This is a genomic window from Pseudomonas gingeri, from assembly GCF_013385635.1.
Classification (GTDB): domain Bacteria; phylum Pseudomonadota; class Gammaproteobacteria; order Pseudomonadales; family Pseudomonadaceae; genus Aquipseudomonas; species Aquipseudomonas gingeri_A.
The window spans coordinates 236,714-259,775 of record NZ_JACAPR010000010.1 but is presented as its reverse complement, the minus strand read 5'-3'; the positions used below and the strand labels follow the sequence as shown (position 1 = coordinate 259,775).

Here is a 23,062-nt window from a genome sequence, read left to right as displayed (position 1 = left end):
TGAAAGGTCTGCCCGACCGTTTTACCGCTCCGCTGCCAAGTCAGGAGTGAACCCGACCCGGATAGGCAAAGGCTTGAAAGAAACTCAGTTGACCGCTTCTTTCAGTGCTTTACCGGCTTTGAAACCTGGTTTTTTGGCTGCAGCGATTTCCAGCGTCTTACCGGTCTGTGGGTTACGACCAATGCGAGCAGGACGATCGGTAACAGAGAAAGTACCGAAACCAACCAGTACAACGGAGTCGCCAGCCTTCAGAGCGCCAGTGACGGATTCGATTACTGCGTCCAGCGCACGGCCAGCAGCGGCTTTCGGGATATCAGCAGATGCAGCGATAGCATCAATCAGTTCCGACTTGTTCACTCTAAGTCCCCTTATATCTATTGAGTATGTTTCTAAGTTTTTTGGTGAAAGCTAAAACAGGTGCTGAATGGCCTACAGACACTTAAGAGCCGCTTTATAACAAGGGCTCTAAAAAGCTGTCAAGGAAGCCCACCCAGGCAAGATCTCTACTAATGGGTACTGATTCTTTCCTTGGAATCCGAATCGCGTTTCTCATCCTTCGCGACGATCTCCGGAACCACATCTGGCAAGGGCTCCGGCGCGTATTGCAGCGCAATTTGCAGGACCTCGTCAATCCATTTAACTGGTTTAATCTGAAGATCCTGCTTGATATTGTCAGGAATTTCCTTCAGATCGCGCACATTCTCTTCTGGAATGATCACAATCTTGATTCCGCCACGGTGGGCGGCGAGCAGTTTTTCCTTCAAACCGCCAATCGCAAGCACCTGACCCCGCAGGGTGATTTCGCCGGTCATGGCGACGTCCGCACGCACAGGGATCCCCGTCAAGGCTGACACCAACGCCGTACACATTCCTACACCCGCGCTAGGACCATCTTTCGGCGTAGCCCCTTCCGGCATATGGATATGGGTGTCGCGCTTCTCATGGAAGTCCAGCGGAATGCCCAGGCTCTTGGCGCGGCTGCGCACCACGGTGAGGGCCGCGGTGATCGACTCGACCATCACATCACCGAGGGAGCCGGTCTTGATCAACTGACCCTTGCCCGGCACCACTGCCGCCTCGATGGTCAGCAATTCGCCGCCCACCTGGGTCCAGGCCAGGCCGGTCACCTGACCGATCTGATCCTGCTGTTCGGCGAGGCCGTAGCGGAATTTACGCACCCCCAGGAAGTGCTCCAGCAGGTCGGAAGTCACCGTCACCGCGAAACGTTTTTCCAGTGCATGCTCCTTCACCGCCTTGCGGCAGACCTTGGCAATCTGCCGCTCCAGCCCACGTACACCGGCTTCGCGAGTGTAGTAACGGATGATGTCACGGATCGCCTCGACCTCGAATTCCAGCTCGCCTTTCTTCAGGCCGTTGGCCTGGATCTGCTTGGGCGACAGGTACTTGGTGGCGATATTGATCTTCTCGTCCTCGGTGTAACCCGGCAGGCGGATCACTTCCATACGGTCCAGCAGCGCCGGCGGAATGTTCATCGAGTTGGAGGTGCAGAGGAACATTACATCGGACAGGTCGTAGTCGACTTCCAGGTAATGATCGTTGAAATTGTGGTTCTGCTCGGGGTCCAGGACCTCCAGCAGGGCCGAGGCCGGATCGCCACGCATGTCGCTGCCCATCTTGTCGATTTCATCGAGCAGGAACAGCGGGTTGCGCACACCCACCTTTGTCATCTTTTGTATCAATCTTCCTGGCATCGAACCGATATAAGTCCGGCGATGACCACGAATTTCCGCTTCGTCACGCACGCCGCCGAGGGCCATGCGTACGAATTTACGATTGGTTGCGTGGGCAATCGATTCCGCCAGGGAGGTTTTACCCACACCCGGAGGACCGACCAGGCACAACACCGGGCCGCGAATCTTCTTCACGCGCTTCTGCACGGCGAGGTATTCGAGAATCCGTTCCTTGACCTCGTCCAGGCCATAATGGTCGGCATCGAGGATGTCCTCGGCACGCTTGAGGTCCAGGCGCACCTTGCTCTGGGTCTTCCAGGGCACCTGCACCAGCCAGTCGAGGTAGGAACGCACGACCGTGGCTTCAGCCGACATCGGCGACATCTGCTTGAGCTTGTTCAGCTCGGCCTGGGCCTTGGTCAGGGCATCTTTCGGCAGGCCGGCGGCATCGATGCGCTTTTTCAGCTCTTCGATTTCGTTATGGCCTTCGTCGCCATCACCCAGCTCTTTCTGAATGGCCTTCATCTGCTCATTCAGGTAGTACTCGCGCTGGCTGCGCTCCATTTGCTTCTTGACGCGACCACGGATGCGCTTTTCAACCTGCAGCAGGTCGATTTCAGCGTCCAGCAGTGCCAGGACGTGTTCGACACGGGCCGGCAGCTCGACGATTTCCAGAATTTCCTGTTTCTGCTCGATCTTCAGCGCCATGTGGGCCGCCATGGTATCGACCAGGCGACTTGGCTCATCGATGCTGTTCAACGAGGACAGGACCTCGGCAGGCACTTTCTTGCCCAGTTGCACGTACTGCTCGAACTGCGACAACAGGCTGCGCACGAAAACTTCGGACTCGCGGTCCGGGGCGTCGGTTTCTTCGATCAGCGCCACTTCCGCACGGCAATGACCATCGACTTCGCTGAAACGCTCGACGGTACCGCGCTGCTCGCCTTCCACCAGCACCTTGACGGTACCATCGGGCAGCTTGAGCAATTGCAGGACAGTGGCCACGGTACCGACTCGATACAGTGCATCTTCGCCCGGGTCATCATCGGCAGGATTACGTTGGGCCAGCAGCAGGATCTGCTTGTCGCCCGTCATCGCGGCCTCGAGGGCTTCGATAGACTTCTCGCGCCCCACGAACAGCGGGATAACCATGTGCGGATACACCACGACATCGCGCAATGGCAGGAGAGGCAATTCGATGGTTGTCTTCATGATTTCGCCTCTACGGCGGCCATAAGGCCGTAAACAGATGGAAGTAAGCTTGAAACCAAGATGGGGGCTGCTTCGGAAAAAAACAAGCACTCTGTCAGGAAAAGCAAAGGGGGCCCGAAGGCCCCCTTTTTTGGGTCACACGCTACGACACTTACGCGTCAGGTGCAGCCTTGGCGGTCGGCTCGCTGTTTTCATAGATATACAGCGGCTTGGACTTGCCTTCTATGACGCTTTCGTCGATCACCACTTTGCTCACCTCGGACTGCGAGGGGATTTCGTACATGGTGTCGAGCAGGACGCCTTCGAGGATCGAACGCAGGCCACGAGCACCGGTCTTGCGCTCCAGGGCACGCTTGGCCACGGATTTCAGCGCATCGGTGCGGAACTCGAGGTCAACGCCTTCCATTTCGAACAGCTTGGCGTACTGTTTGGTCAACGCGTTCTTCGGCTCGGTGAGGATCTGCATCAGCGCAGCCTCATCCAGCTCGTCCAGCGTCGCCAGAACCGGCAGGCGACCGACGAATTCCGGGATCAGACCGAACTTGACCAGATCGTCAGGCTCGACTTCACGCAGGGACTCACCGACCTTCTTGCCTTCTTCCTTGCTGCGGACTTCGGCGTTGAAACCGATACCGCCCTTGGTCGAACGGTTCTGGATGACCTTTTCCAGGCCGGAGAACGCACCACCACAGATAAACAGGATGTTGCGGGTGTCGACCTGCAGAAACTCCTGCTGAGGGTGCTTGCGACCGCCTTGTGGCGGAACGGAAGCGACCGTACCCTCGATCAACTTCAACAAGGCCTGCTGCACGCCTTCGCCGGAAACGTCCCGGGTAATCGAAGGGTTGTCGGACTTGCGGGAAATCTTGTCGATTTCGTCGATGTAGACAATGCCCATCTGGGCCTTTTCCACATCGTAATCGCACTTCTGCAGCAGTTTCTGAATGATGTTTTCCACATCCTCGCCCACATAACCGGCCTCGGTGAGGGTGGTTGCATCGGCGATGGTGAACGGTACATTCAGCAGACGGGCCAGGGTTTCAGCCAGCAGGGTCTTGCCCGAGCCGGTCGGACCGATCAGCAGGATGTTGCTTTTGCCGAGTTCGACATCGTCATTTTTCTTGTCACGCTGGTTCAGACGCTTGTAGTGGTTGTAGACCGCTACCGCCAGAACCTTCTTTGCACGCTCCTGACCAATCACATACTGATCAAGGATGCCGCTGATTTCTTTAGGCGAAGGCAATTTATGCGCACTGCTTTCGGCCTGTGCTTCCTGCACCTCCTCACGGATGATGTCATTGCACAGGTCGACGCACTCGTCGCAGATAAAGACCGAGGGGCCGGCAATCAACTTGCGTACTTCATGCTGGCTTTTGCCACAGAAAGAGCAATAGAGCAGCTTGCCGTTGTCCTCGCCGTTGCGGGTGTCAGTCATTCGTTCGATCCAAATCCGATAGGCTTGCAACACAAGATGAAGGCTATTGCGGGCTTTTTCAAGCCCGCTGGTGATCGGAGCAGCCGACCACCCCTATTTTGCGCTGCTTATTTTAAGCGGGGCGCTGGGTGATCACTTCATCGATCAAGCCGTATGCCTTCGCAGCTTCTGCACTCATGAAGTTGTCGCGATTGGTATCGCGCTCGATTTCTTCAAGAGTACGCCCGCTGTGCTTGGCCATCAGCGTGTTGAGACGCTCGCGAATGAAGAGGATTTCCTTGGCATGGATTTCGATATCCGACGCCTGCCCCTGGAAACCGCCCAGTGGCTGGTGAATCATCACACGCGAGTTCGGCAGGCAGAAACGCTTGCCTTCGGCACCGGCGGTCAACAGGAACGCGCCCATGCTGCAGGCCTGACCGATACAGGTGGTCGACACGTTTGGCTTGATGAACTGCATGGTGTCGTAGATCGACATGCCCGCTGTCACCGAACCGCCCGGGGAATTGATATAGAGATGGATGTCCTTGTCCGGGTTTTCGGCTTCAAGGAACAGCAGTTGCGCACAGATCAGGTTGGCCATGTAGTCCTCTACCGGGCCCACCAGGAAAATCACCCGCTCCTTGAGAAGACGCGAGTAGATGTCATAGGCGCGCTCGCCACGAGCGGACTGCTCGACAACCATCGGGACCAGGCCGCCTGCGGCCTGGATATCAGAGTTCTGCTGAATATAGGAATTACGGAACATGCTCTGCAGTCACTCCCAAATAGTCATGTCTCGAATACGCATAAGCCAGCACGAGGCTGGCTTATGGTGTGTATTTTCCAACGAGTCAGAAAATCAGTCGGCTTGTGGAGCTTCCACCGGCTTGACTGCTTCTTCGTAGGAGACCGATTTATCGGTCACATTCGCCTTCTGCAGAACAGTATCCACAACTTGTTCTTCCAGCACAACCGAACGAACTTCGTTCAGCTGCTGGTCGTTCTTGTAGTACCAGGACACGACTTGCTCTGGCTCCTGGTAGGCCGAAGCCATTTCCTGGATCAGTTCGCGAACGCGGGTTTCATCTGGCTTGAGGTCGAATTGCTTGACCACTTCAGCCACGATCAGGCCCAGCACGACACGGCGCTTGGCTTGCTCTTCGAACAGCTCGGCCGGCAGTTGGTCAGGCTTGATGTTACCGCCGAACTGCTGAACGGCCTGCACGCGCAGACGGTTCACTTCGTTGTCCAGCAGCGCCTTCGGCACTTCGATCGGGTTGGCGGCCAGCAGACCGTCCATTACCTGATTCTTGACCTTGGACTTGATTGCCTGGCGCAGCTCACGCTCCATGTTCTTGCGAACTTCGGCGCGGAAACCTTCCAGACCGCTTTCCTTGATGCCGAACTGGGCGAAGAACACTTCGTTCAGCTCAGGCAGGGTCGGTGCGGAAACGCTGTTCACGGTCACGGTGAACTCGGCGGTTTTGCCCGCCAGGTCCAGGTTCTGGTAGTCAGCAGGGAAAGTCAGGTTCAGAACGCGTTCTTCACCGGCCTTGGCGCCGACCAGGCCATCTTCGAAGCCCGGGATCATGCGGTTGGAACCCAGGACCAGTTGGGTGCCCTTGGCGGAACCGCCAGCGAATGCTTCGCCGTCGACCTTGCCAACGAAATCGATGTTCAACTGGTCTTCGTTCGCGGCGGCACGCTCGGCCACTTCGAAACGGGTGTTCTGCTTGCGCAGGATTTCCAGCATGTTGTCCAGGTCGGCATCAGCCACTTCAGCGCTCAGGCGCTCAACGGCGATGGACTCGAAACCGGCAACGGTAAATTCAGGGAACACTTCGAAAGTCGCGACGTATTCCAGATCCTTGCCTTTTTCCAGCACTTTCGGCTCTACCGAAGGCTGGCCGGCAGGGTTCAGCTTCTGCTCGACCACGGCTTCGTAGAAGGAAGCCTGGATCACGTCGCCTACCGCTTCTTGACGTGCATCAGCTTCATAACGCTGACGGATCACGCTCATTGGCACCTTGCCAGGACGGAAGCCTGCAATCTTGGCCTTTTGGGCAGTCTGCTGCAGACGCTTGTTGACCTGGGTCTCGATGCGCTCAGCTGGCACGGTGATGCTCATGCGGCGCTCAAGAGCCGATGTATTTTCAACAGAAACTTGCATGGATATTCCTCGTTGCACAGACGTTAGCCGGCCGTTTCCGACCTCAGAAGCAAGGGCATGCATTCTAGTGGGTCATACTCAAGAAGTCACCCTACTGAAAACGGGTAAAAAACAGCAGGCAATTATTCGCCGGAACAGGCTGTTGGCGGCCTGTCCGACAACACGCATTCACTCACGCCGCAGAGCCTCGGCCGGCCCTTCTATATATAGAAGGATCGCTCGACCGCCGCCCCGACGATCGGTCCGCCAAACAGACCGAAGGTTGAACCGGCATCATCCAGCAATAATAAGGCCGCACCAAGGCACGCCACCCTACCCACCCCGAACCGGCGGCATACCGGATATTCTGGAGCCTGAAACAAAAACGGCGCAGCCCTTTTCAGGTGCTGCGCCGTTTTTCATTTCAAGCTAATTGGTGCGGACGAAGAGACTCGAACTCTTACGCCTCGCGGCGCTGGAACCTAAATCATGACCGCTTAATACAAATCAAGCAAATTCAATAGATTACGACGCCCGCACTCGTCACAACTGTTCAGAAAGCTCGGCTCATGTCACATCGTAACACGCCGTACAGCACAATCCTCACACAGCGCCCTTGTGCGCACCTCTCCGGCGTCCCTGCCGAACGAACAAAATCCCTTTTTTATCAGCGCCCTATCACCGCGAACTGCACAACATCTCCCGCCGCCGCCGACTCGAACGGCCCGGACGTCAACAGCAACGTGCCGCGCGAACGCTTTCCGGTCACTGTCACGCCCGTCAGCGATGAAGCTCCAACTACCGCCGCGAACATCTGATCGCCGACAAACCGCGTCATCGGGATCACCAGCGGGGTTTCCGTGTAGGTCTTGGCGAACACGGCGTTGAGGGTCCCGCCGGCCCCCAGTGTCGCGGTGACCACTTCAGTTTTCATCGGGGGCGGCAGCGCACTGACCGAACTGGCGGCAGCGCTGGCCGCGACCTGAGCTGCAGATGCAGCGGTCTGAGCAGCATTTGCGGCAGAAAGCGCGCTATTTGCAGTCGCGCCGGTGCTGGCTAACGCAGTGCTGAGATCGCCGACCGAAGTCTGCAGCGTACCAATCGCCAGGTTGGCCGAAGTCATCTGCACAGTAGTTGCCGCTGTCGGGATCAGGCTCGCGTCAAAAGGCATTGAAAATGGGAGGCCCCATTCATCTAATATGACCAGCTTCTGCACATCGGTATGCCAAAAGATTCCGCAATACATAGTGTTACTCCTTCCCAGGTTGGAACCACAGCTCAGACTGGCGGATGCCAGCCGAGCGAAGTGCTGCTTTCAACGTTGCCCTGTTGATGCTGGCGACGGTGTTGTCGTGCAGCAACCATGACGTTTCCTCTTCCTCATCCATGCTCAGGATTGCCCGTGCCATCCTGCTCTGGCTGATCTCGTTGCCGTCGAACAGAAGCCCGTCGACCTCTACGACGATGGCCGCGACAGCCAAGCGCCGGGTTTCCTTGAAGTCCTCGCGGGCAATCTCTGGCTGCTGGGCAGCCCAGGCCGACTCAAGCTCTTCCCATGCTGGCTGTGGGCGATCGTCTTCCCAGCGCAAGGTCTCGTACTGTTCGCGGGTGTTGCTGGTAAGGCTGCCGCCACGGCAGGCGGCCGGCACAAGCAGGTCAAGGGCCAGAGCTACGTCCATCATGCGAGCCTCCAAAATTTGGCTTGGGTATAGATTTCAGTGGTGCCCAGGTTCGCGGCGCCGCCGAATCCGTTGGTTGCTCGGGTCGTGGCCACGTTGTGCTGGATCTCGAAGACCTTCGAAGAGGTGATGGTGAATTCGCCGCTGATGACTGAGTCGGTTTGCGCGTTGAGCCCACTCGACACAGAGAAGCCACTGCTGCCAGTGTCGACATCGGCGGCGTCGGTGATGTTTCTCAGGCGCATCTGGTGCGAGCCAACGCCGATGGCCGGGGCTCTGGCGTCGAATCGGTACGTGCCGGCCGGCAGTGTGATCTGGTTGGATGCAAGCGAGGCGCCGGTTATACGGTTCACACGAACGCTGTTCAGGTCCCTTGTGGTCCAGGTCGAGGCCGTTGCCGTGCCGCCGGCAGTGTTCGTCGCCTTCCGGTCTTCAACCGACAGGAAGTTGTTCGCGAATGACCCAGCACGCGCGGCATTTAAGTTGGTGATTGCGTTCGCCAGGTCACCGGCCAGTTGCACCATGTCCAGGCCGCCCTGGTTACTGATGGCACCGAACATCTTGATAATGAAGCAACCGCAAATATCGATTGGCCTGGTTTCCGATCCAACACGCGGCGTTCCATTGGTTCCATCTGACGTCGGGGTCGTGATTCGACCTGTGGATGTTCCAGCCCCGGGCCCTGTAGCGCTACCGACAAACTCGCCGTTGCCGCCACCTGTACCCGTGGTAATGGAAGTGTTGGCATGTCCGTGCCCCTGCATCTGGTCTTGCCTGATCACGCCAGCAACTGCCGCCGACAGTGTGCCGTCGCCGCGCAAGAACGGTGCGCCGATTGATCCAGCGAACTTGCCGTTGTAGTCGGGGACCCGGAACGTGGTCAATCCATCGCCGGTGGTGTACTTGCCGCGCTCGGATGGCGTGCTGTTCCATGCCGCGTCTGTGGCAGTCGGCATATCGCCTGCAGCGATCCTGGTCCAGGCTCCAGCGTACGTTGTGCGGCTGAGAGTCTGCCCATCACCCGGAACATAGCCGGCAGGAATTGCGGCGCGCAGGCCGGGCCACCAAATCACAGAGAACAGAGGAACGGCGGCGCCAGTGACTGACGCAGCAGATGCGGCGGACGCAGCGGCAGAGTTCGCCGAGGCCGTGGCCGAACCCGCTGAAGCCGTTGCAAAGCCTGCTGAGGCTGTTGCAGAACCTGCGGCGGCTGTAGCGCTGGCTGCGGCAGCGGCAGCAGATGCTGCGGCACCGGCCGGCTGCTGCTCTAGTTCAGCAAGGGTGAGGTTCGATTTGATCGGATCGCCATTCGCGTCGAATGCCAGCACATACAGTGCACGCTGCGCTTTTGCCGGCAATGGCGGTATGCCTTCGGGCTCCAGCGTGCTGACGGTTAATGCCCTGCTGCTGTCGCGGGTCAGCTGCTTGCATGCCAGCCACAGCCGGTCATAGTCACGGTTCACCGTACCCGCGAGAAAGTCGCCATTGACCTGGTAGTCGGTCAGGCGCTGAAACACCATGACCTGCTGGAAGAGCAAGTCGCCGGACGGCGGGACGGTGAAGGCGCAGGAGCTGGTGGGGTTGCCGATTCCGGACAGCGTGAATCCTGTGGTTACCGGCACGCCGCCCAGCGTGATCTGCAGGTCTGCCGCATCAAGCAGCAGGAATGGGATTGCGTAGACCGTGGCGACCCCGTTGGCCGCGTATCGCTTGAACGTTGGTCCGGGTTGAACTGACATGACTGGCCCCTGGTGTTGGCGGGCTAGTAATCAACCTGCACTTCGTGCACGCCCGCATCTGGACGCCAATCGTCCCGCCGGGCCTCTGTCGGTTTCCCGACTATTCGGCCTATCCGGACGGGGGTCTGTGCGATAGCACCGGCACCGGAGTCGATGAAGTCATCATCCTGATTTGTCAGTGCCGGGTTGAAGTCTTGCATCTGGTCCCACACCGGACCGTTCAGCACATCGACATGGGCCCACAGGAAACGGGCAGACAGCGGCGATTCGAAGGCGTCGAGGATGCGTTTCTGCTTGTTGATTGTGGAGTGCTCTTCACCTACACCGCACCCGGTGCCCTTCAGGGCCTGTTTCAGAATGGTGGGCACAAAGCCGCCGGGGCCATTGGTTTCAACGATGACGCGCGGGATCTGGTACTTGATCACCAGCTCGCGAACCTGATGCACCTGCCCGCCGATGATCCGATCCTTTTCATCGAATTCAGCGATCTCACCTTCCAGGCCTTCGGCAACGTGCCAGTAGAGTTGCCCGCGGGCATCCGTGAGCAGCAGCGAGAAAGCCGAGGCATCGGACTTGATCTTGCCGAGGGAACAGTCCCAGTACGCGATGGCGCCGACGATCTGCGTCGAGCCGAGGAACATAGCTGCCGCGCCATTGGCGTAGCGCATCGTGGGCTGTACGTCGTACGGGATGATGCGATTGGGGTCCAAGCGAACCTCCGTGACGGGCTTCGAGTGGAGCTGGTACTGCGAATCCCATTCGTTGATGGTCTTGGTCTTGCGGCGCCGCTGCGCCAGCTCGTCCATGTCGAAGCGCTCAGGCCAGGCGCTGCCGGAATAGCAATCGACCAGCGTGCCGGGGGGTGTAAAGAAGGCGATACCGGTCTTGGTGAGTTGGTAGTCCTTGCCCAGTTCCAAGACTCGGGCGTGCTTGCCGATGCCTGAGAAAACCACCTCTGGCACGAACGGCACGTTGTAGGCATTGATCTTTGCCTCGGTGATCCTGTGTTCCTGGGCGAACATGCGGATCGTCAGGCAGTCGGCGCCCATCGACTCGATCTCGTCATACAGACTGTCGTGAGTGTGCGGCGTACCGATATAGAGCTGGCTGGCACCCGGCACCATAATGTGGACCTGCTCGCCCAGGCGATAGCGCATCTTCTCGCGGGCTTCAGGGGTGGCAATGTTGCCGGGCACCTCGACGTCATCGTTCTGGCATTCATCAGCGCGGGCCGATGTGACGTTCGAAAGTATGCCCCTGGCGTACATGCTGGCGTTGCGACTGTCTACGGAGCCATAGACCCACCACTGTTCGGTCCCGCACGCAGCAGCGGCCAGTAGGTGGCGCGTCAGCGGGTGGTTGCGGATGACGTTCTGCGTGTCACGGCTGGTCTTGTACGCGGTCGGGTTCGACTCCGACTGGTGAAGAATCCGGTAAGTCGGGTCCTTGTAATACCGCCAGGCGTTGTACACCGCCAGGATCGTAGACTTTCCGAACCCACGGAAACAGCGAAGCACCGCGAGTTTCCCCCGGTGCTCCAGCCAGTAGCAGGCCCTGACGTGAACATCCGGAACCTCCCAGCGCATGCGCTTCGCCCAAATAAGGAAGAAGGTCAGCAGCGACACCTTAGTGGACATGGCCGCCCTTATTCGCCCGCTCCAGAAGCGCCATGGCCTGCTGCTCGGCCTGCTGCACTTCTGCGTCCAGCTCCTGCGCAGGGTCTACGGTGGGCGCCTCGCCACCGGTCCTGTTGAGCATGCCCGTGATGCTCATCACCTTGACAAGCAGGGTCATGGTCGCGGCGGCGTTCTTCTTGCTCCAATAGCGGTTGCCGCGCTCTTCCTGGGTCAATTCGGCTGCGGTCTTGCCGGCGCCTGGCCACGTTGCCGGATCGGCTTCATCGATCACGACATCGGCAAGCCCCTCGGAGAGCATTTGCAACCTGGCGATCTGTTCGAGTCTCACGGCCTTACTCCTACTGCTGCACCAATGTTTGGCGCCCTGCCTGGGGTTGTGTCCTTCGGATCCCACCAGAACGATTGCCCGAACTCCTTCTTGGCCCGCTGTTTCATGCGGCGCAAGTAGCCCGGCGAGAAGTGTTCCTGCAACTGGTTGAAGATCATGTGATCGAGGGCTGCTTTCGTGTACCAGAGGTTCGCGGCTGGCAAATGGCTCTTCGCCAGGCGCACCAGCTTGGCGCCGGTCTGGTTGACTTCTCCGTCTGCTGCGTTGTCTTTCAGCTTGAATATTGACTCAATGTCGCCGGCAATGGGGCCGCCCAGGGCTGCGAGTGGGGAGCTGCCGCCCTGGCTGGTGTCGGAGAACAGGAAGTCGCCGTACAGCCCCATGGCCCCGCCTTTCAGAAAGGCGGCAATGCCGAACTGCAGGCCGGGCACGCCGAATTTCTTGTCGCTGGTGATGTCTTTCGGGTCGCGGCCGCTGGCTATCTCATTGAGCTGAATGGCCATGCCGCCCAGCACGGTGGTGGTCGCGACCAGCGAGGCGATGTAGCCGGCCTTTCCCCACCCTTCCTGGGACATGGCGCGCTGCCCGTGACGCATGAGCATGCCGACGGAGAAGCTCTTGAACTGCCAGAACGAGCGCACCAGCTCACCTTTCACGGTGCCGCGCTCAACGCCACCGTGCATCGCGGCCTTCTCCCTGGCGCCAGGCTCAATAATCGCCATGTTCGTTTCATCCAGAACCGTGCCAAGCAGTTTGGTGGCCGCCTGGTCCTTCAGACGTTGCGGGGTTGTCTTGAGCTGTTTCGCCAGAGGCACCAGGTCAGCGTCCGCGATGCGATAGATGCTGTTCGCGGTCAGTACCGTATCGCCGGCACCGCGCCAGTCCTCCGGCTGCGCCAGGCGCCAGACGGCCCAATCGGTTTCGGTGACACCCTGGCCGAGCAGGCGCTTGCTATCTGCCGGGTCCATGGCGGCCAGCGTCTGGTGGCGACGGGACATGTCGCCGATGGTGTCCATCATCACGGCACCGAAAGCCCGCTGAGTGCCGGCGGTCAGGGCGTTCAGCCCCGAGGCCTGCATGACTTTGCCGGCGGCGGTCTGCGCGAACTTCGAGATTCGGCCGGATACCTGCTCGGTGCTTCCCAGTCCATCAGCCCCCCAGCGGTTCAGGCTGCCGATCAGTTGGTTCAGGCCAAGGCCCGCGCGCTGGGCAAGTCGCCGATCGGCAGCGCTGGCCGGGTTCATCATGCGGATCTCGTTCGCGAACACTTGCATCACCGGCATACCGTTCATCGACGCGGTGATGCCCAGCGTGCCCTGATCGGTGACGGATGTGAGAACAGCAGAACCCAGGCGGCTGGCAACGTTCAACGCTCGATAGGTGTCGAAGCCGTTTGCCAGGGCAGCAGACGCGGGCGGCTCCCGCGTGCCAGCCACTTCCTCATACAGATGCTCGATCTTGCGGCGCTGCTTGGCGACCTTGTCGGCCTGGTTGGGGTTGGCAGTAACGCTGGCCTGCTGCCCCTCATCCAGAAAGTAACGCATCTGGTTGGATGGGTTAGGTCCCAGGGTTTCGACCAGGGCGATATCGCGTGACGCACGGTCAACATGACCGATCAGCAGTTCCAGCAGGTTCCGGTCACCGTAGGCCTTCTGCGCAGCGATGAAGCTTTCCGCATCCTTGTAGTGGATTTGCCGCGACTCGCTGCCACGATTGGCGCGCATGCCGTTGCCCGCCGCCCTGCCCGGCTCCAGCTTGTTGACGCCGCCGGTGGCAAGCGTGACCCAGGCATGATTCAAGAAGTCAGTCAGCTCGGCATCATTCATCGGCGAGCCGTCTTCTTTCATGTACTTGGCGCGGTTCGCCCACTGCACATGGTCGTCGACCCACTTGGCCTGGCTCTTGGCGACTTTGATCTGTGAGTGATCGCGAGGCATGTTCCAGTCATCGAGGAAGCCCACGTCACCGCCGGCACGGTTAAAGCGCTGGCGCAACTGCTCGGCCGTGTCCTTGAACGACTTCGCGGCGGCCTTGGCCGTGGCGCTACCGGAATCCTCGCCGTGCAGCTCGCGCACCAGCGCCAGGTTGCCGGCCTCGTTCTGGAACAGCCCGAGGAACTTGCCCTTGGTCTGGTCGATGACATCGAGCATGCGGCTGAGCGAGTCGTCACGGATCGCCCGGCTTGCCGATTCGATGGACTGGATGCCGCTCTTGCCGTCTGCCGAAAACGCCATTAGGCGATCAAGTCCTTCGAGCGGGCGGTCCGGGAAGCGCTTCATGTAGCTGTCGACGCGGTCGTGAGCAAGGATGGTCAGCGCAATGCGCTTCTTCTTGAGGTCGGCCTCGGCCACCAGGTCCTTTGCTGACTTGGCGGCGGCCTCGTTGAGGCGATCGGCGGATGACTTGGATTGCCAGGTGGGATCGGTCTGCGCGAGTTGACGCATGTTCCGGCGGACCCGGTCCTCGATGCCCTTGATTTCTGGTTGAGTGAGGGATCGGCCGATTGCCTGGGTGACGGCCTTGATGCATTCGGGGCGCATGGGCTTGCTCCTGATGATGTGGGAGCAAGCCTATGGTTGGGGGATAGACGGTTTCCCGACTATTTGTTACTCGGCGACGCAGCCGTTTCCGCGGGAAGTCCAGGCCACGACCTTCTGCCCCTTGACTTCGAACTGGCTGGAGCAGGTGTAGTCGAGACTCTGCGCTGGAGCGCCAGGGGTAATTGTCGTGAACGACCCATTGCCGTAATTTCCGGTGCTTGCCGTGGTCGGGGTCCCTGGAATGACCAGGCTGTTGGACATTGTGTAGACCAGGAACCGGCTACCGCCGGCCTCATAGGCCTGCATGGGCGGCCCCAGTTCGCGCACCAGGCGAACTTCATCCTGCCCAACCCAAGAATCCATGTTCGCCTTGTACTTCGTCTCAGAAGCGCAACCGCCCAGTAGAGCAAGGGCGGCCAGCAGCAATACCTGTTTCATCCCTGTTTTCCTGATGTACCAATGTCCGCGCATATTCACACATCCCCTCGTTGCAGGAAACACGCGGCCGCCGCCGCGAAGCCACGGGCGTCTTGCTGGGCGGCCTGGATCTCGGCATCGGCCTGGGCCAGCATTTCCCGCGCAGACACGGTAACCGGGTTTCCGTCGGCATCGAGTGCGCCGGTGGCCAGTCGCATGTCATCCATCCGGCTCAGGATCTCGTCTGCGACTTGCACAACAGGGTCGGCGTCGGCCTGCTCGCCTTTCGACGGTACTGCATCTTTAGGGGTTGCTGATGCATCTTTTCCCCCAGTTGTTGCAGCTTTTGCCGGCTCCGATGCATTTTTTGCAGGGGCCTGTGCATTTTTCCCAGCCTTAGGCGCATCAACTGGCCGGCCAATATCCAGCGGCTTGGCCTGCAGCGTAGGGTCGGCGCGCTCGATGTCGTCGAGGATGCGGGCGATCTCCTGCCGAGCAATCTGCGCCATGGACATCTTGTTGCCCTCGGCCACGCCGGCGGCGAGCGGGTTCTTGTCGAAGCCCTGCACGATGGCGTCGGCACGCTGATCAACTCGACCCTGGAGGCGCTGCGGGATCTCGCCGCGATCCATGGCAGCCAGGTCGCCGCGCGCCAGCTCGGCAGATCGGTTGCTCGACAGGCTGTCGGTCAGCGCGGCCTGCCGGTCAGACAGCGCCATACGATCGTCCTGGATTGCCTGGCGGGCGGATTGCTCGGCACGTTTACGACTCTGGCCCTGCTGCTGGAACTCCTTGGCCCTAACCCTGAACGAGTCATCGAGCGCGTCCAGGCTTCGCGCCACCGTGGACAGCTCGGCCTTGACGTCCCTCACGTTGGGCAAGATGCCGGCGGCCTCCTGCTCCAGTTCCAAGCGCATTGTGGGCTCAAGGTCCTGGCGGGCAGTGACACGGGCAGATTCACGGGTCGGGGCCATCGGCCTGGGCTCATCGAGGCCGCGCATGAACTGGGCCGAATGGATGCTTTCCGGCAAAACCACCGATTCGCCGCGGCTGAGTTGATCAATGGCGGTGCGGATGGCGTCCTGATGTGCAACTGCCGACCGTGGATTGATCGGCGCGCCGGGTGCGGTATCGACGTCTGCATGCTGGTAAGTGCGTTCGGTAAGCGCAGCGTCGACCTGGTCGGTGGTTGGCTTGCGCATGCCGGCTCGGGCCAGGCCGAAGAAGGCCGCCCCGAGGACGGCGTCGGTGATGATGGCGGTGCCATCCATGGCCCGGTACTGCGCGGCCTGGGCGCTGTAGCCGTTGTGCTCGAGCAGTGCAGCAGTACCACCACGGCCCGCCATGCCAAGGCCAACGTTTGCCCCGACTGCAATGGCGGCATCGCCGATGACCGGACCGACGAACCGGGCCGCGGGCAAGAAGGCGCCCACACCGACGGTTGCCGCGTCAATGAAGGCCTTGCCGGTGGCGGTTCCCTCATCCAGGCCTTCGGCCACGCCCACCTGCTTGCTCGCGTACCCAGCAGGTCCACCAGCAGCGACAGCCGCACCCAGCGGGCCAGCAGCCATAGAGCCGACCACAGTGCGCGGCAGGATCGCAGCGGCCTCGCCAAGGATCTGGCCGACAAAGCCGACTTCGGTCGGGTCAGGGCGCAGCAGCTGTACCGCCTGGGCTGTGTCCTTGCCGATATCGCGGGCCCGGCGCTCGGTGTCAGCGTTTACCTGTTGGGCCTGCTCTTCTGCATCCTGGCCATCCAGCACCATACCGCTCAGGCCAAGGCTCAGCGCCTGGTCAGCGCCAGCAGCCTGCACCGCCAGCGACTTGACCGTGTTGACCGCCTCGATCCCGCCACGCACCAGGCCTTGGCCAATAGCGCCGTAAGCCCCAGTGAATACACCCGGGGCCAATTTATCGGCGGTGCGCTCAAACCGCTGATCCTGGCTCGCCGCTTCGTTGTCTTCGACCAATCCGTCTAACCAGCTCATCTTACTTTCACCACCATCGGTTCGTTGGTCTTCGGATCCATCTGCACGCGACCTGCGTTGAGCAAGTAGTAGGAACCGTCCTTGCCCGGTACCGGCGTGAGTGGCATGTCCTCCAACTGGCCCACCGGCATGCTTGTGCGTGTGGAAAGCCCCTGGAGTTCGGCGTCAACGATCTTGCTGAACACTTTGTCGGTCAAGCCGTAGGGCTTCACCACTTTCGAGCCGCTGTGCTCAGTGATGCCGCCGGTTGCCATAGTCACGGCCTGTTCGGCCAGGCTGCTGTCGACTTCTGGCTGGGCGCTGTCATGTTTCACGCCCTTCGGCCCAGCCATACCGGCGTACAACGACTTGAAGGCCAGATAGGCCTGTTCGCGTTGCGGCGTGCCTGGAGTGAGCGCGTTGCCAACATGCTCGTCGAAGGACTCCCGGAACAGGTTGTCTTTGGGCATAGGGGTGGACTTGTCGTTCAGCACCTTCGCGCCCGCGAGCAGCGTCTTGGGAACATCCGTGCCATCGGCACCCTTGAGCTGCTTGTACTGGGCCATGCCGGCCAGGACGGTGATCGGCTGATCGGCAACCAGGGGTTTGATGGCGGCGGCATAGTCGGCACCGGCCGGCGAGGATGCGGCGATTGCGCCGAAGAGCTGCAGCTTTGTCTCATCCGGCGCGGCACTGATGACGGACTTCAGCATGGTCAGCTCTTCAGGCTTGAACGGATTGCGCGACACCTCGGGGCCGTAGGCCTTGCGCACGGAGTTGACCAGGTCGAAGCGGGTTGCCATCTGCTCAGCCAATTTCTGCTGCCCCTCAGGCGTAGCAATGCCGCTGATGTCCAGCGGCTCAACATCTGAACCGGTTCGCATGGCGTTGAAGGTCAGCGGGCTTTCGCGCAGCATCTTCGTGTTGTTGTCGATGGCGGTCTGTAGGCGCGTGACGTTGGCCTGCTGTGCAACGCTGGCGCCGTTGACGACCATCTGCTGGCGCTTCTGGTCAACGTACTGCTGCTGCTCGGCCATCGGCTTGCGCAGCAGGCCCTGAACCTCGTTCATTTCGTTGATTCGGGTGTTGTACTCACCGGCCGCCGATGTCCCGGACAAAGCGGTTTTCCAACGCTGCTGGTCTGCCGGGGTTGGCGGGATGCCTGTGGCGGCCTGCCGATCCATCTGGTTGAGCACACGCTCAGCCTTCATTTCCCGCATTTCGGCCTGGCGCTGCTGGTGCTCCTTCACCTGGTAGATCCTGCCGGTGACCGTGTTGAGCAGCTGGTTGCGCTTCTCCGGGTCCAGCTTGCGGGAGTAGAACCCGTCCTCGGCCGTCAAGTCGTGCTCGATCTTCTGCAACTCGCCGATGCCTTCACGTGCCTGGACAACGCGCTGGGTCGCGTGCGTGGTCCAGTTGTCATCCTTGAACTGCTGTTTCTTGGCGGGCCACATTTCGCCGTAGGCCAGGTGCCCGGCGACATCAACATCCTCGGCATCCATGCGGGCGTTGATCTGATCGACGTTCGCGCCAGGCATTGCTGCGTCCTTGCCGAGCAGGTCCATGCGCGTGGCAAGTTCACCTTTCGCAGCATCGGTACGGGCACCAACGGCAATGGCCTTGATCTGGTCAAGGCCACTGTTCTGAATGCGCTTGAGGGAGTTGCCGACCTCGCCCTGCTGCGCGGGGTCAAGGCCCGGCATCTGAAGCGGATCGAGCTTCGACACCGCGCCGGTGTAGGCCTCTTCGAGCTTGTCGTACGTGAGCGCCCCGGTTCGCACTTGCTCATGCAGATCAGTGGTGATGGTATTGATCTGCGACTCGCGGTCGATCAGCGACGTGCTCGCCTTCACCCGCGCCAGGGCCTGGTCCTCCTTGTTGCGCTGGTCGATGTAGGTCAGGCCGGCATTCTGCAGGGCGCCTGCCGCCTGCTGATTGGCGCGGTTCTGGATCTCGGGGTTCGTGGCAATGACGCGGTTCTGCGCAACCTCTGGCTGCACCCGGACGCCTGGGCCGAGCGGTATCTGTGCCATCAGCCATTACCCCCTACGCCCGCGACCGTGCCGTTTCGACCCTGCGCAGATGCCTTCCAGCCGCTGGCAAGGTTGGACGCTCCCTGAAGAACAGACCCAAAGGACTGTGCGTTTGCTGCCGACCTGGCAGCCGCGCCGGTCTGTCGGTAGTTGGCCGCATCGACCTGGCCGCGGGCCTTCTGGCTCTGGCCGTTGAGAAAGGTCAAGGTCGCATCCTCTTCGGCGTTGCCGTAAATATCCTCGTTGATGTTGATCGCGGAGCCCTCGCCCACCTCGACGCCAGAGGCAGCAAGCGCTGCGTTGGCCTCGCTGGCCTGGTTGCGGGCAAGGCGGCGGATACGGTCGGCCTGCACGGTTGCAGCGCTTGCAGCGGCGTCTGCGTCCTTCTGCGACTGTTCGGCCTGAGCATCAGCGGTGAGCTGCGCCTGCTTGCCGGCCTGTTGGGATGAGTAGACGGAATATGCCGTCCCAGCGACGGCAGCGGCAGCGGCGATGTATCCACCGTATGCCGCCATAAACGCAGCGCCAGCAGCCATTATTTGATCTCCTTCTGAAACAGGGGGGCGAACAGTTCGAACCCCAGGGATTGATACAACTTCGATGTGCCTTCAACGTTGAGCTTGGTGCCGATGCCCATCTGCACATGCCTGGCGCCCTTGATGCGGGCCCACTCCTCGAAAGCCTTGACCAGGCGAATGGCCGTGATGCCGCTGCGCCGGCTCGGGTCGATGAAGATCGAGTAGTCGTAGGCGATCAGCTCGTCGCAGAACCACTGATCGACGATCCCGCCGGCCATGCCGCCGACCACCACCCCGTCAATCTCAGCGGCGAAGACCACGCCGTTCTGGCCGTTGATCAGTTCATGCAGGAACGCCGCCGACTTCTCCGGGGAGAACGGCATGGTCGAATAGCTGCTGATCTCATGAAGCATTGTCCCCAGCTCAATGAGTCGGGGAACGTCGGAGTGTTTGGCGGCGCGAATCATGCTGCCGCCCTCCAGTTGCGGCCCTTGCCGATCAGGCATACGGCAGCCTTCGATACGCCGTATTGCAAGGCAAGGTCACGCAAAACACCGCGCCTAACCCGAATGCCGGCATATGGCGCTAAGGCCTCCTTGATTTCATTTGCCTGCTGCTGAGTCAGCTTGGCGGCACAGCCGGCGCCTTCGCCAAAAGCGTGGCGCTCCTTGTCCACCATGTCGGCCACGTTATCGGCCTGAGTGCCAAGGAATAGGTGGCTGGGATTGCAGCACTTGCGGTTGTCGCACTTGTGCAGCACCGACAGCCCGTTAGGGATATCGCCGTAATGCTCTAGCCAGGACAGGCGGTGCGAGTTGACCATGGTCCAGCTACCGTCCTGCCGGCGCTTACTCATCTGCCCGTAGCCGGTGTTCGCAAAGCCGCCCACCCACGGCCAGCACTGATCTGGCTGACGACGCTCAACCTTGCGCCAGAATCTGACGCTGATTGATTCTTCTGCTTTTGGCATGGCTGATACTCCTAGTCGTTGATTGAACATTTTTTGATGACACAGAGCAGGTGGAACGGAAGCGGCTGGTTTTGCTCGATCACCAGGGAGGCGCTACCGCGATCCCAGCCCAGGGTTTCAAGCCGATGATCGCCGGTGAACAACTCCGGCGGCTTATCCAGGGCCTGCGACCCCAGGCTGCGAAAGGCAATGGGCTGGCCGTTGACATTGCAGCCGGTTGTCTCGAGAAAGCGCAGCGTGATCTCGGCGACCCGTATGCTATTGCCCTGGGCGCTGCCGGTGGCGCCTTGCACCTCTGGCGTCAGGGTCTTGATCATGGTCTTGAACGGCAGGCCGATCTGGACGGTGAAGGCGTTGCGCGGGATTGTGATCTGCCCGCCGGTGACAACCTGCTGTTGCATCACGACGCCGTCGGCAACGATGTCCACCGTCTTGCCTTCCAGGTGGCCGAGGCCCGGCCAGGTTGCAATGCCTGGGCCGCTGGTGGCGATAACGCCGCAATCAACGCGTACGCCGGACGTGAAGCGCTCGACATAGCGGGTCTGGACGCCGTTGATCGTGCGATTGACGATGGTCCACACCTGCTCACCGGTCGCGATGGGGATCGAGGCAACAGACTCATACTTGCCGTCTGTGACCTGCCTGGCCCAGCCGATGACATCCTGGTCCCGATCAACAGTCATCGTGGCCAGCACGCCATCGTTGCGGACCATGAACAGAATCGACTCCGGCTCCTGCTGATAGGTCATGTCCACGATGCCGCTGGTTGTGGCGTGCTCAGACAGAACGGACATGTCGGGCGAGCCGTAGCTGTCAGAATCGTACTTGTAGGCCATGGCGCGCAGCTTGCGGCCGGACTTCTGCATGAAATAGAGCTCATTCCCGATGCGCACAGGGCGCACGTTGTTGCAGCCGTAGGAGGACGGGTTCTTAGTCTGGATGTTGGTCGGCGTGATCGGCTTCTCAACGCCGCCGGTAACCGTGAACTCTCCACCGTAGGTCAGCGGGATCAGGGCATTGATCTGTGCCATGTGCAGGATCGGGTTGATCTGATCGCTGGTCACGTTGTACGACAGGGCGTCGTCGTCTTTCGTGCCCAGCTCGAAGTTCAGGTACTCACCGGTCCGCGACTGCCAGATCGTTTGCGGGTAGTTCGGTGACCCGGCAACCGCCAAGCGCTGCTGGTAGAGAGTGCCGGCCCTGGGGTAACCGTCGATATCGTTCCAGACAGAAGCCTCAAGCGACCATGCATTGGCCGGCGCCGCTACTGTCGCATCCAGCGCCGACCGGATAATCGCACTGACCACCGTCGTGCTGCTGTAGGCAGTGATCTCTACGAGTCCGCGGTTGATCTTCACGAACTTGCCGACATCGTCTGTACGCCAGCCGGCGGCGCCCAGCGAGAGAGTGATGACGGCGCCCACTGGATCCTTTGCCGACGGCGTATTCGTGGTCTGCGGCGATCCCTTGAGGGCCCAGGCGGTCAGCACGGTGGCTGAGAAGGCATTGACGATCTCGACAGTCACGACCGTTGCACTGGTGTAGGCGGTGATCTTTGCCACACCGCCGCCGGCCCATATCTCCCGACCAACGTCTGCAGGCTGAAAAGCCGCAACAGCGGATGTCGCTGTGCGGCCGGTGCCCACGGTTGACGCACTCAGTGTCAGCGTGGTGGTGAAGCTGATCCCCTTCTCGTCGAATGGCCGCGTCACGAATGGTGCCGGGGCCAGGGTCCAGTCGGTGTTGGTGGACCTGCGCAGGCGGTAAATGGGCACCTGGCTATGGAACAAGAACATGGTGTCTGCACCCTGCACATACTCCATGGCGAACAGCATGGACTCGGTGTATGGGCTCACCAGCTCGACACCGCTGTACGTACCGTCCGACAGGTAGATACGCACGTACAGGTCGCCGAACTCGCACATGTAGGCCTGGGACTCGTTGAACACGTAGGCGATCAGGCGGGAGCGCTTGGCCGGGAACTTCGTCACGGCGGTGAACAGCGCGCCATCGCGGCGCACGCAGCCGCCATGAACCACAGGCCAAGCGTTTTCGATGATCTCGGCGCCGTTCTGATAACGCGCGATGTCGACGCGCCCGAGCATGCGCGGCGAGAGCTCGCCGGCAGTGAAGTTTGTTTGATCGATCGTCAGGCGAGGCATTATCCGAACGCTCCAAAGCGGGCCGCAAACAACCGCTCATCACCCAGGGTCTGCGGCGGATCCTCTTGCCCGTCGATTGCGCGGGCCACCTTCTTGGCCATGGCAAGCTTCTGTTCCATGTTGGCCTGGAGCGCTGCCGACTGAGTGATCGGGTAAGCCATTGCCGAGGCCATTGCCAGGGTCAGCAGCTCCACCAGCTTGGCGTCCCAGGTGTTTTCGGTTTCGTTCAGGTAGACATAGCGCAGCTCAATGGACGTAGCGTCAGCCAGGATGCTGCGCCCCTCGATCAAGTAGTCGATCTGGTGGTTGGCCTGGCCTACCTCGAGCACGCGCAGGAAGTCGGCAGGCAATTGGAACTGGTTGCTGTAGCCAAAGGCTGGAGGGGTTGCATCAGGAGCCAGCAGCACGCGCTTGATTGCGCTGTTCCACGGATGCTCACGCAGCAGTCCGTCGCGGATGGTCGGGTACAGGTTGGCGGCCAGCTTTGCGCGGTCCACGGGCTCGTTGAAGTCGTTGATGGTCTGCGCGCCCAGCATCAACAGCGCGTTGGAGCAGATCGATACTCCGGTTGCCATGCTCATCTGAAAACCTCCAGATAAAAAG

Annotated in this window: 19 protein-coding genes; all 19 read right to left on the bottom strand. The window is 60.5% G+C overall.

Features of this window, described 5'->3' with window-relative positions:
- Positions 1-84: 84 nt before the first annotated feature.
- Positions 85-357, bottom strand: coding sequence for an HU family DNA-binding protein (locus HX851_RS11590; RefSeq protein WP_002552737.1), 273 nt, complete (start codon positions 355-357; stop codon positions 85-87).
- Positions 358-506: 149 nt separating this feature from the next.
- Positions 507-2,903 carry an endopeptidase La gene (lon, locus tag HX851_RS11585; RefSeq protein ID WP_177056485.1) on the bottom strand — a complete coding sequence of 799 codons (2,397 nt, stop codon included), beginning with the start codon at positions 2,901-2,903 and terminating at the stop codon, positions 507-509.
- 151 nt (positions 2,904-3,054) lie between these two features.
- Positions 3,055-4,338: an ATP-dependent Clp protease ATP-binding subunit ClpX gene (gene clpX, locus HX851_RS11580; RefSeq protein WP_008048848.1), complete on the bottom strand. Its 1,284-nt coding sequence runs from the start codon at positions 4,336-4,338 to the stop codon at positions 3,055-3,057.
- A 112-nt stretch (positions 4,339-4,450) separates the two neighbouring features.
- Positions 4,451-5,086: an ATP-dependent Clp endopeptidase proteolytic subunit ClpP gene (gene clpP / locus HX851_RS11575; protein ID WP_017129550.1), complete on the bottom strand. Its 636-nt coding sequence runs from the start codon at positions 5,084-5,086 to the stop codon at positions 4,451-4,453.
- Between the two features lie 93 nt (positions 5,087-5,179).
- Positions 5,180-6,490, bottom strand: a complete 1,311-nt coding sequence (gene tig, locus HX851_RS11570) for a trigger factor (protein WP_177056486.1) — start codon at positions 6,488-6,490, stop codon at positions 5,180-5,182.
- A 646-nt stretch (positions 6,491-7,136) separates the two neighbouring features.
- Positions 7,137-7,715, bottom strand: coding sequence for a hypothetical protein (locus HX851_RS11565; RefSeq protein ID WP_177065445.1), 579 nt, complete (start codon positions 7,713-7,715; stop codon positions 7,137-7,139).
- Positions 7,716-7,719: 4 nt separating this feature from the next.
- Positions 7,720-8,151, bottom strand: coding sequence for a hypothetical protein (locus HX851_RS11560; RefSeq protein WP_177065443.1), 432 nt, complete (start codon positions 8,149-8,151; stop codon positions 7,720-7,722).
- On the bottom strand, positions 8,148-9,887 hold the full coding sequence (locus tag HX851_RS11555; protein WP_177065442.1) for a hypothetical protein: 1,740 nt from the start codon (positions 9,885-9,887) through the stop codon (positions 8,148-8,150). Before HX851_RS11555 ends, HX851_RS11560 begins: the two co-directional genes overlap by 4 nt.
- 23 nt (positions 9,888-9,910) lie before the next feature.
- Positions 9,911-11,524 carry a phage terminase large subunit gene (gene terL, locus HX851_RS11550; RefSeq protein WP_177065441.1) on the bottom strand — a complete coding sequence of 538 codons (1,614 nt, stop codon included), beginning with the start codon at positions 11,522-11,524 and terminating at the stop codon, positions 9,911-9,913.
- On the bottom strand, positions 11,514-11,852 hold the full coding sequence (locus HX851_RS11545; RefSeq protein ID WP_369680889.1) for a hypothetical protein: 339 nt from the start codon (positions 11,850-11,852) through the stop codon (positions 11,514-11,516). Before HX851_RS11545 ends, terL begins: the two co-directional genes overlap by 11 nt.
- Positions 11,849-14,392 carry a hypothetical protein gene (locus HX851_RS11540; protein WP_177065440.1) on the bottom strand — a complete coding sequence of 848 codons (2,544 nt, stop codon included), beginning with the start codon at positions 14,390-14,392 and terminating at the stop codon, positions 11,849-11,851. Before HX851_RS11540 ends, HX851_RS11545 begins: the two co-directional genes overlap by 4 nt.
- A 66-nt stretch (positions 14,393-14,458) precedes the next feature.
- A complete protein-coding gene (locus tag HX851_RS11535) occupies positions 14,459-14,830 on the bottom strand; it encodes a hypothetical protein (protein WP_177065439.1) in 372 nt (123 codons plus the stop codon).
- A 35-nt stretch (positions 14,831-14,865) separates the two neighbouring features.
- Complete coding sequence (locus tag HX851_RS11530) at positions 14,866-16,797, bottom strand: hypothetical protein (protein ID WP_177065438.1); 1,932 nt, start codon at positions 16,795-16,797, stop codon at positions 14,866-14,868.
- The gene (locus HX851_RS11525) at positions 16,794-18,809 is read right to left on the bottom strand and encodes a hypothetical protein (protein ID WP_177065437.1); all 2,016 of its coding nucleotides are present in this window, start codon (positions 18,807-18,809) and stop codon (positions 16,794-16,796) included. Before HX851_RS11525 ends, HX851_RS11530 begins: the two co-directional genes overlap by 4 nt.
- On the bottom strand, positions 18,809-19,345 hold the full coding sequence (locus HX851_RS11520; RefSeq protein ID WP_256262774.1) for a hypothetical protein: 537 nt from the start codon (positions 19,343-19,345) through the stop codon (positions 18,809-18,811). The genes HX851_RS11525 and HX851_RS11520 overlap by 1 nt, the downstream gene beginning before the upstream one ends.
- Complete coding sequence (locus HX851_RS11515) at positions 19,345-19,740, bottom strand: GNAT family N-acetyltransferase (protein WP_177065435.1); 396 nt, start codon at positions 19,738-19,740, stop codon at positions 19,345-19,347. The genes HX851_RS11520 and HX851_RS11515 overlap by 1 nt, the downstream gene beginning before the upstream one ends.
- A 50-nt stretch (positions 19,741-19,790) precedes the next feature.
- Positions 19,791-20,297, bottom strand: a complete 507-nt coding sequence (locus tag HX851_RS11510; protein WP_177065433.1) for an HNH endonuclease signature motif containing protein — start codon at positions 20,295-20,297, stop codon at positions 19,791-19,793.
- 11 nt (positions 20,298-20,308) lie between these two features.
- Entirely contained in the window at positions 20,309-22,459 is a 2,151-nt protein-coding gene (locus HX851_RS11505) for a phage tail protein (RefSeq protein WP_177065431.1), read from the bottom strand.
- Positions 22,459-23,040 (bottom strand): phage connector family protein, encoded by a 582-nt coding sequence (locus HX851_RS11500; RefSeq protein WP_218173440.1) that lies wholly within the window; start codon positions 23,038-23,040, stop codon positions 22,459-22,461. Before HX851_RS11500 ends, HX851_RS11505 begins: the two co-directional genes overlap by 1 nt.
- Positions 23,041-23,062 lie beyond the last annotated feature (22 nt).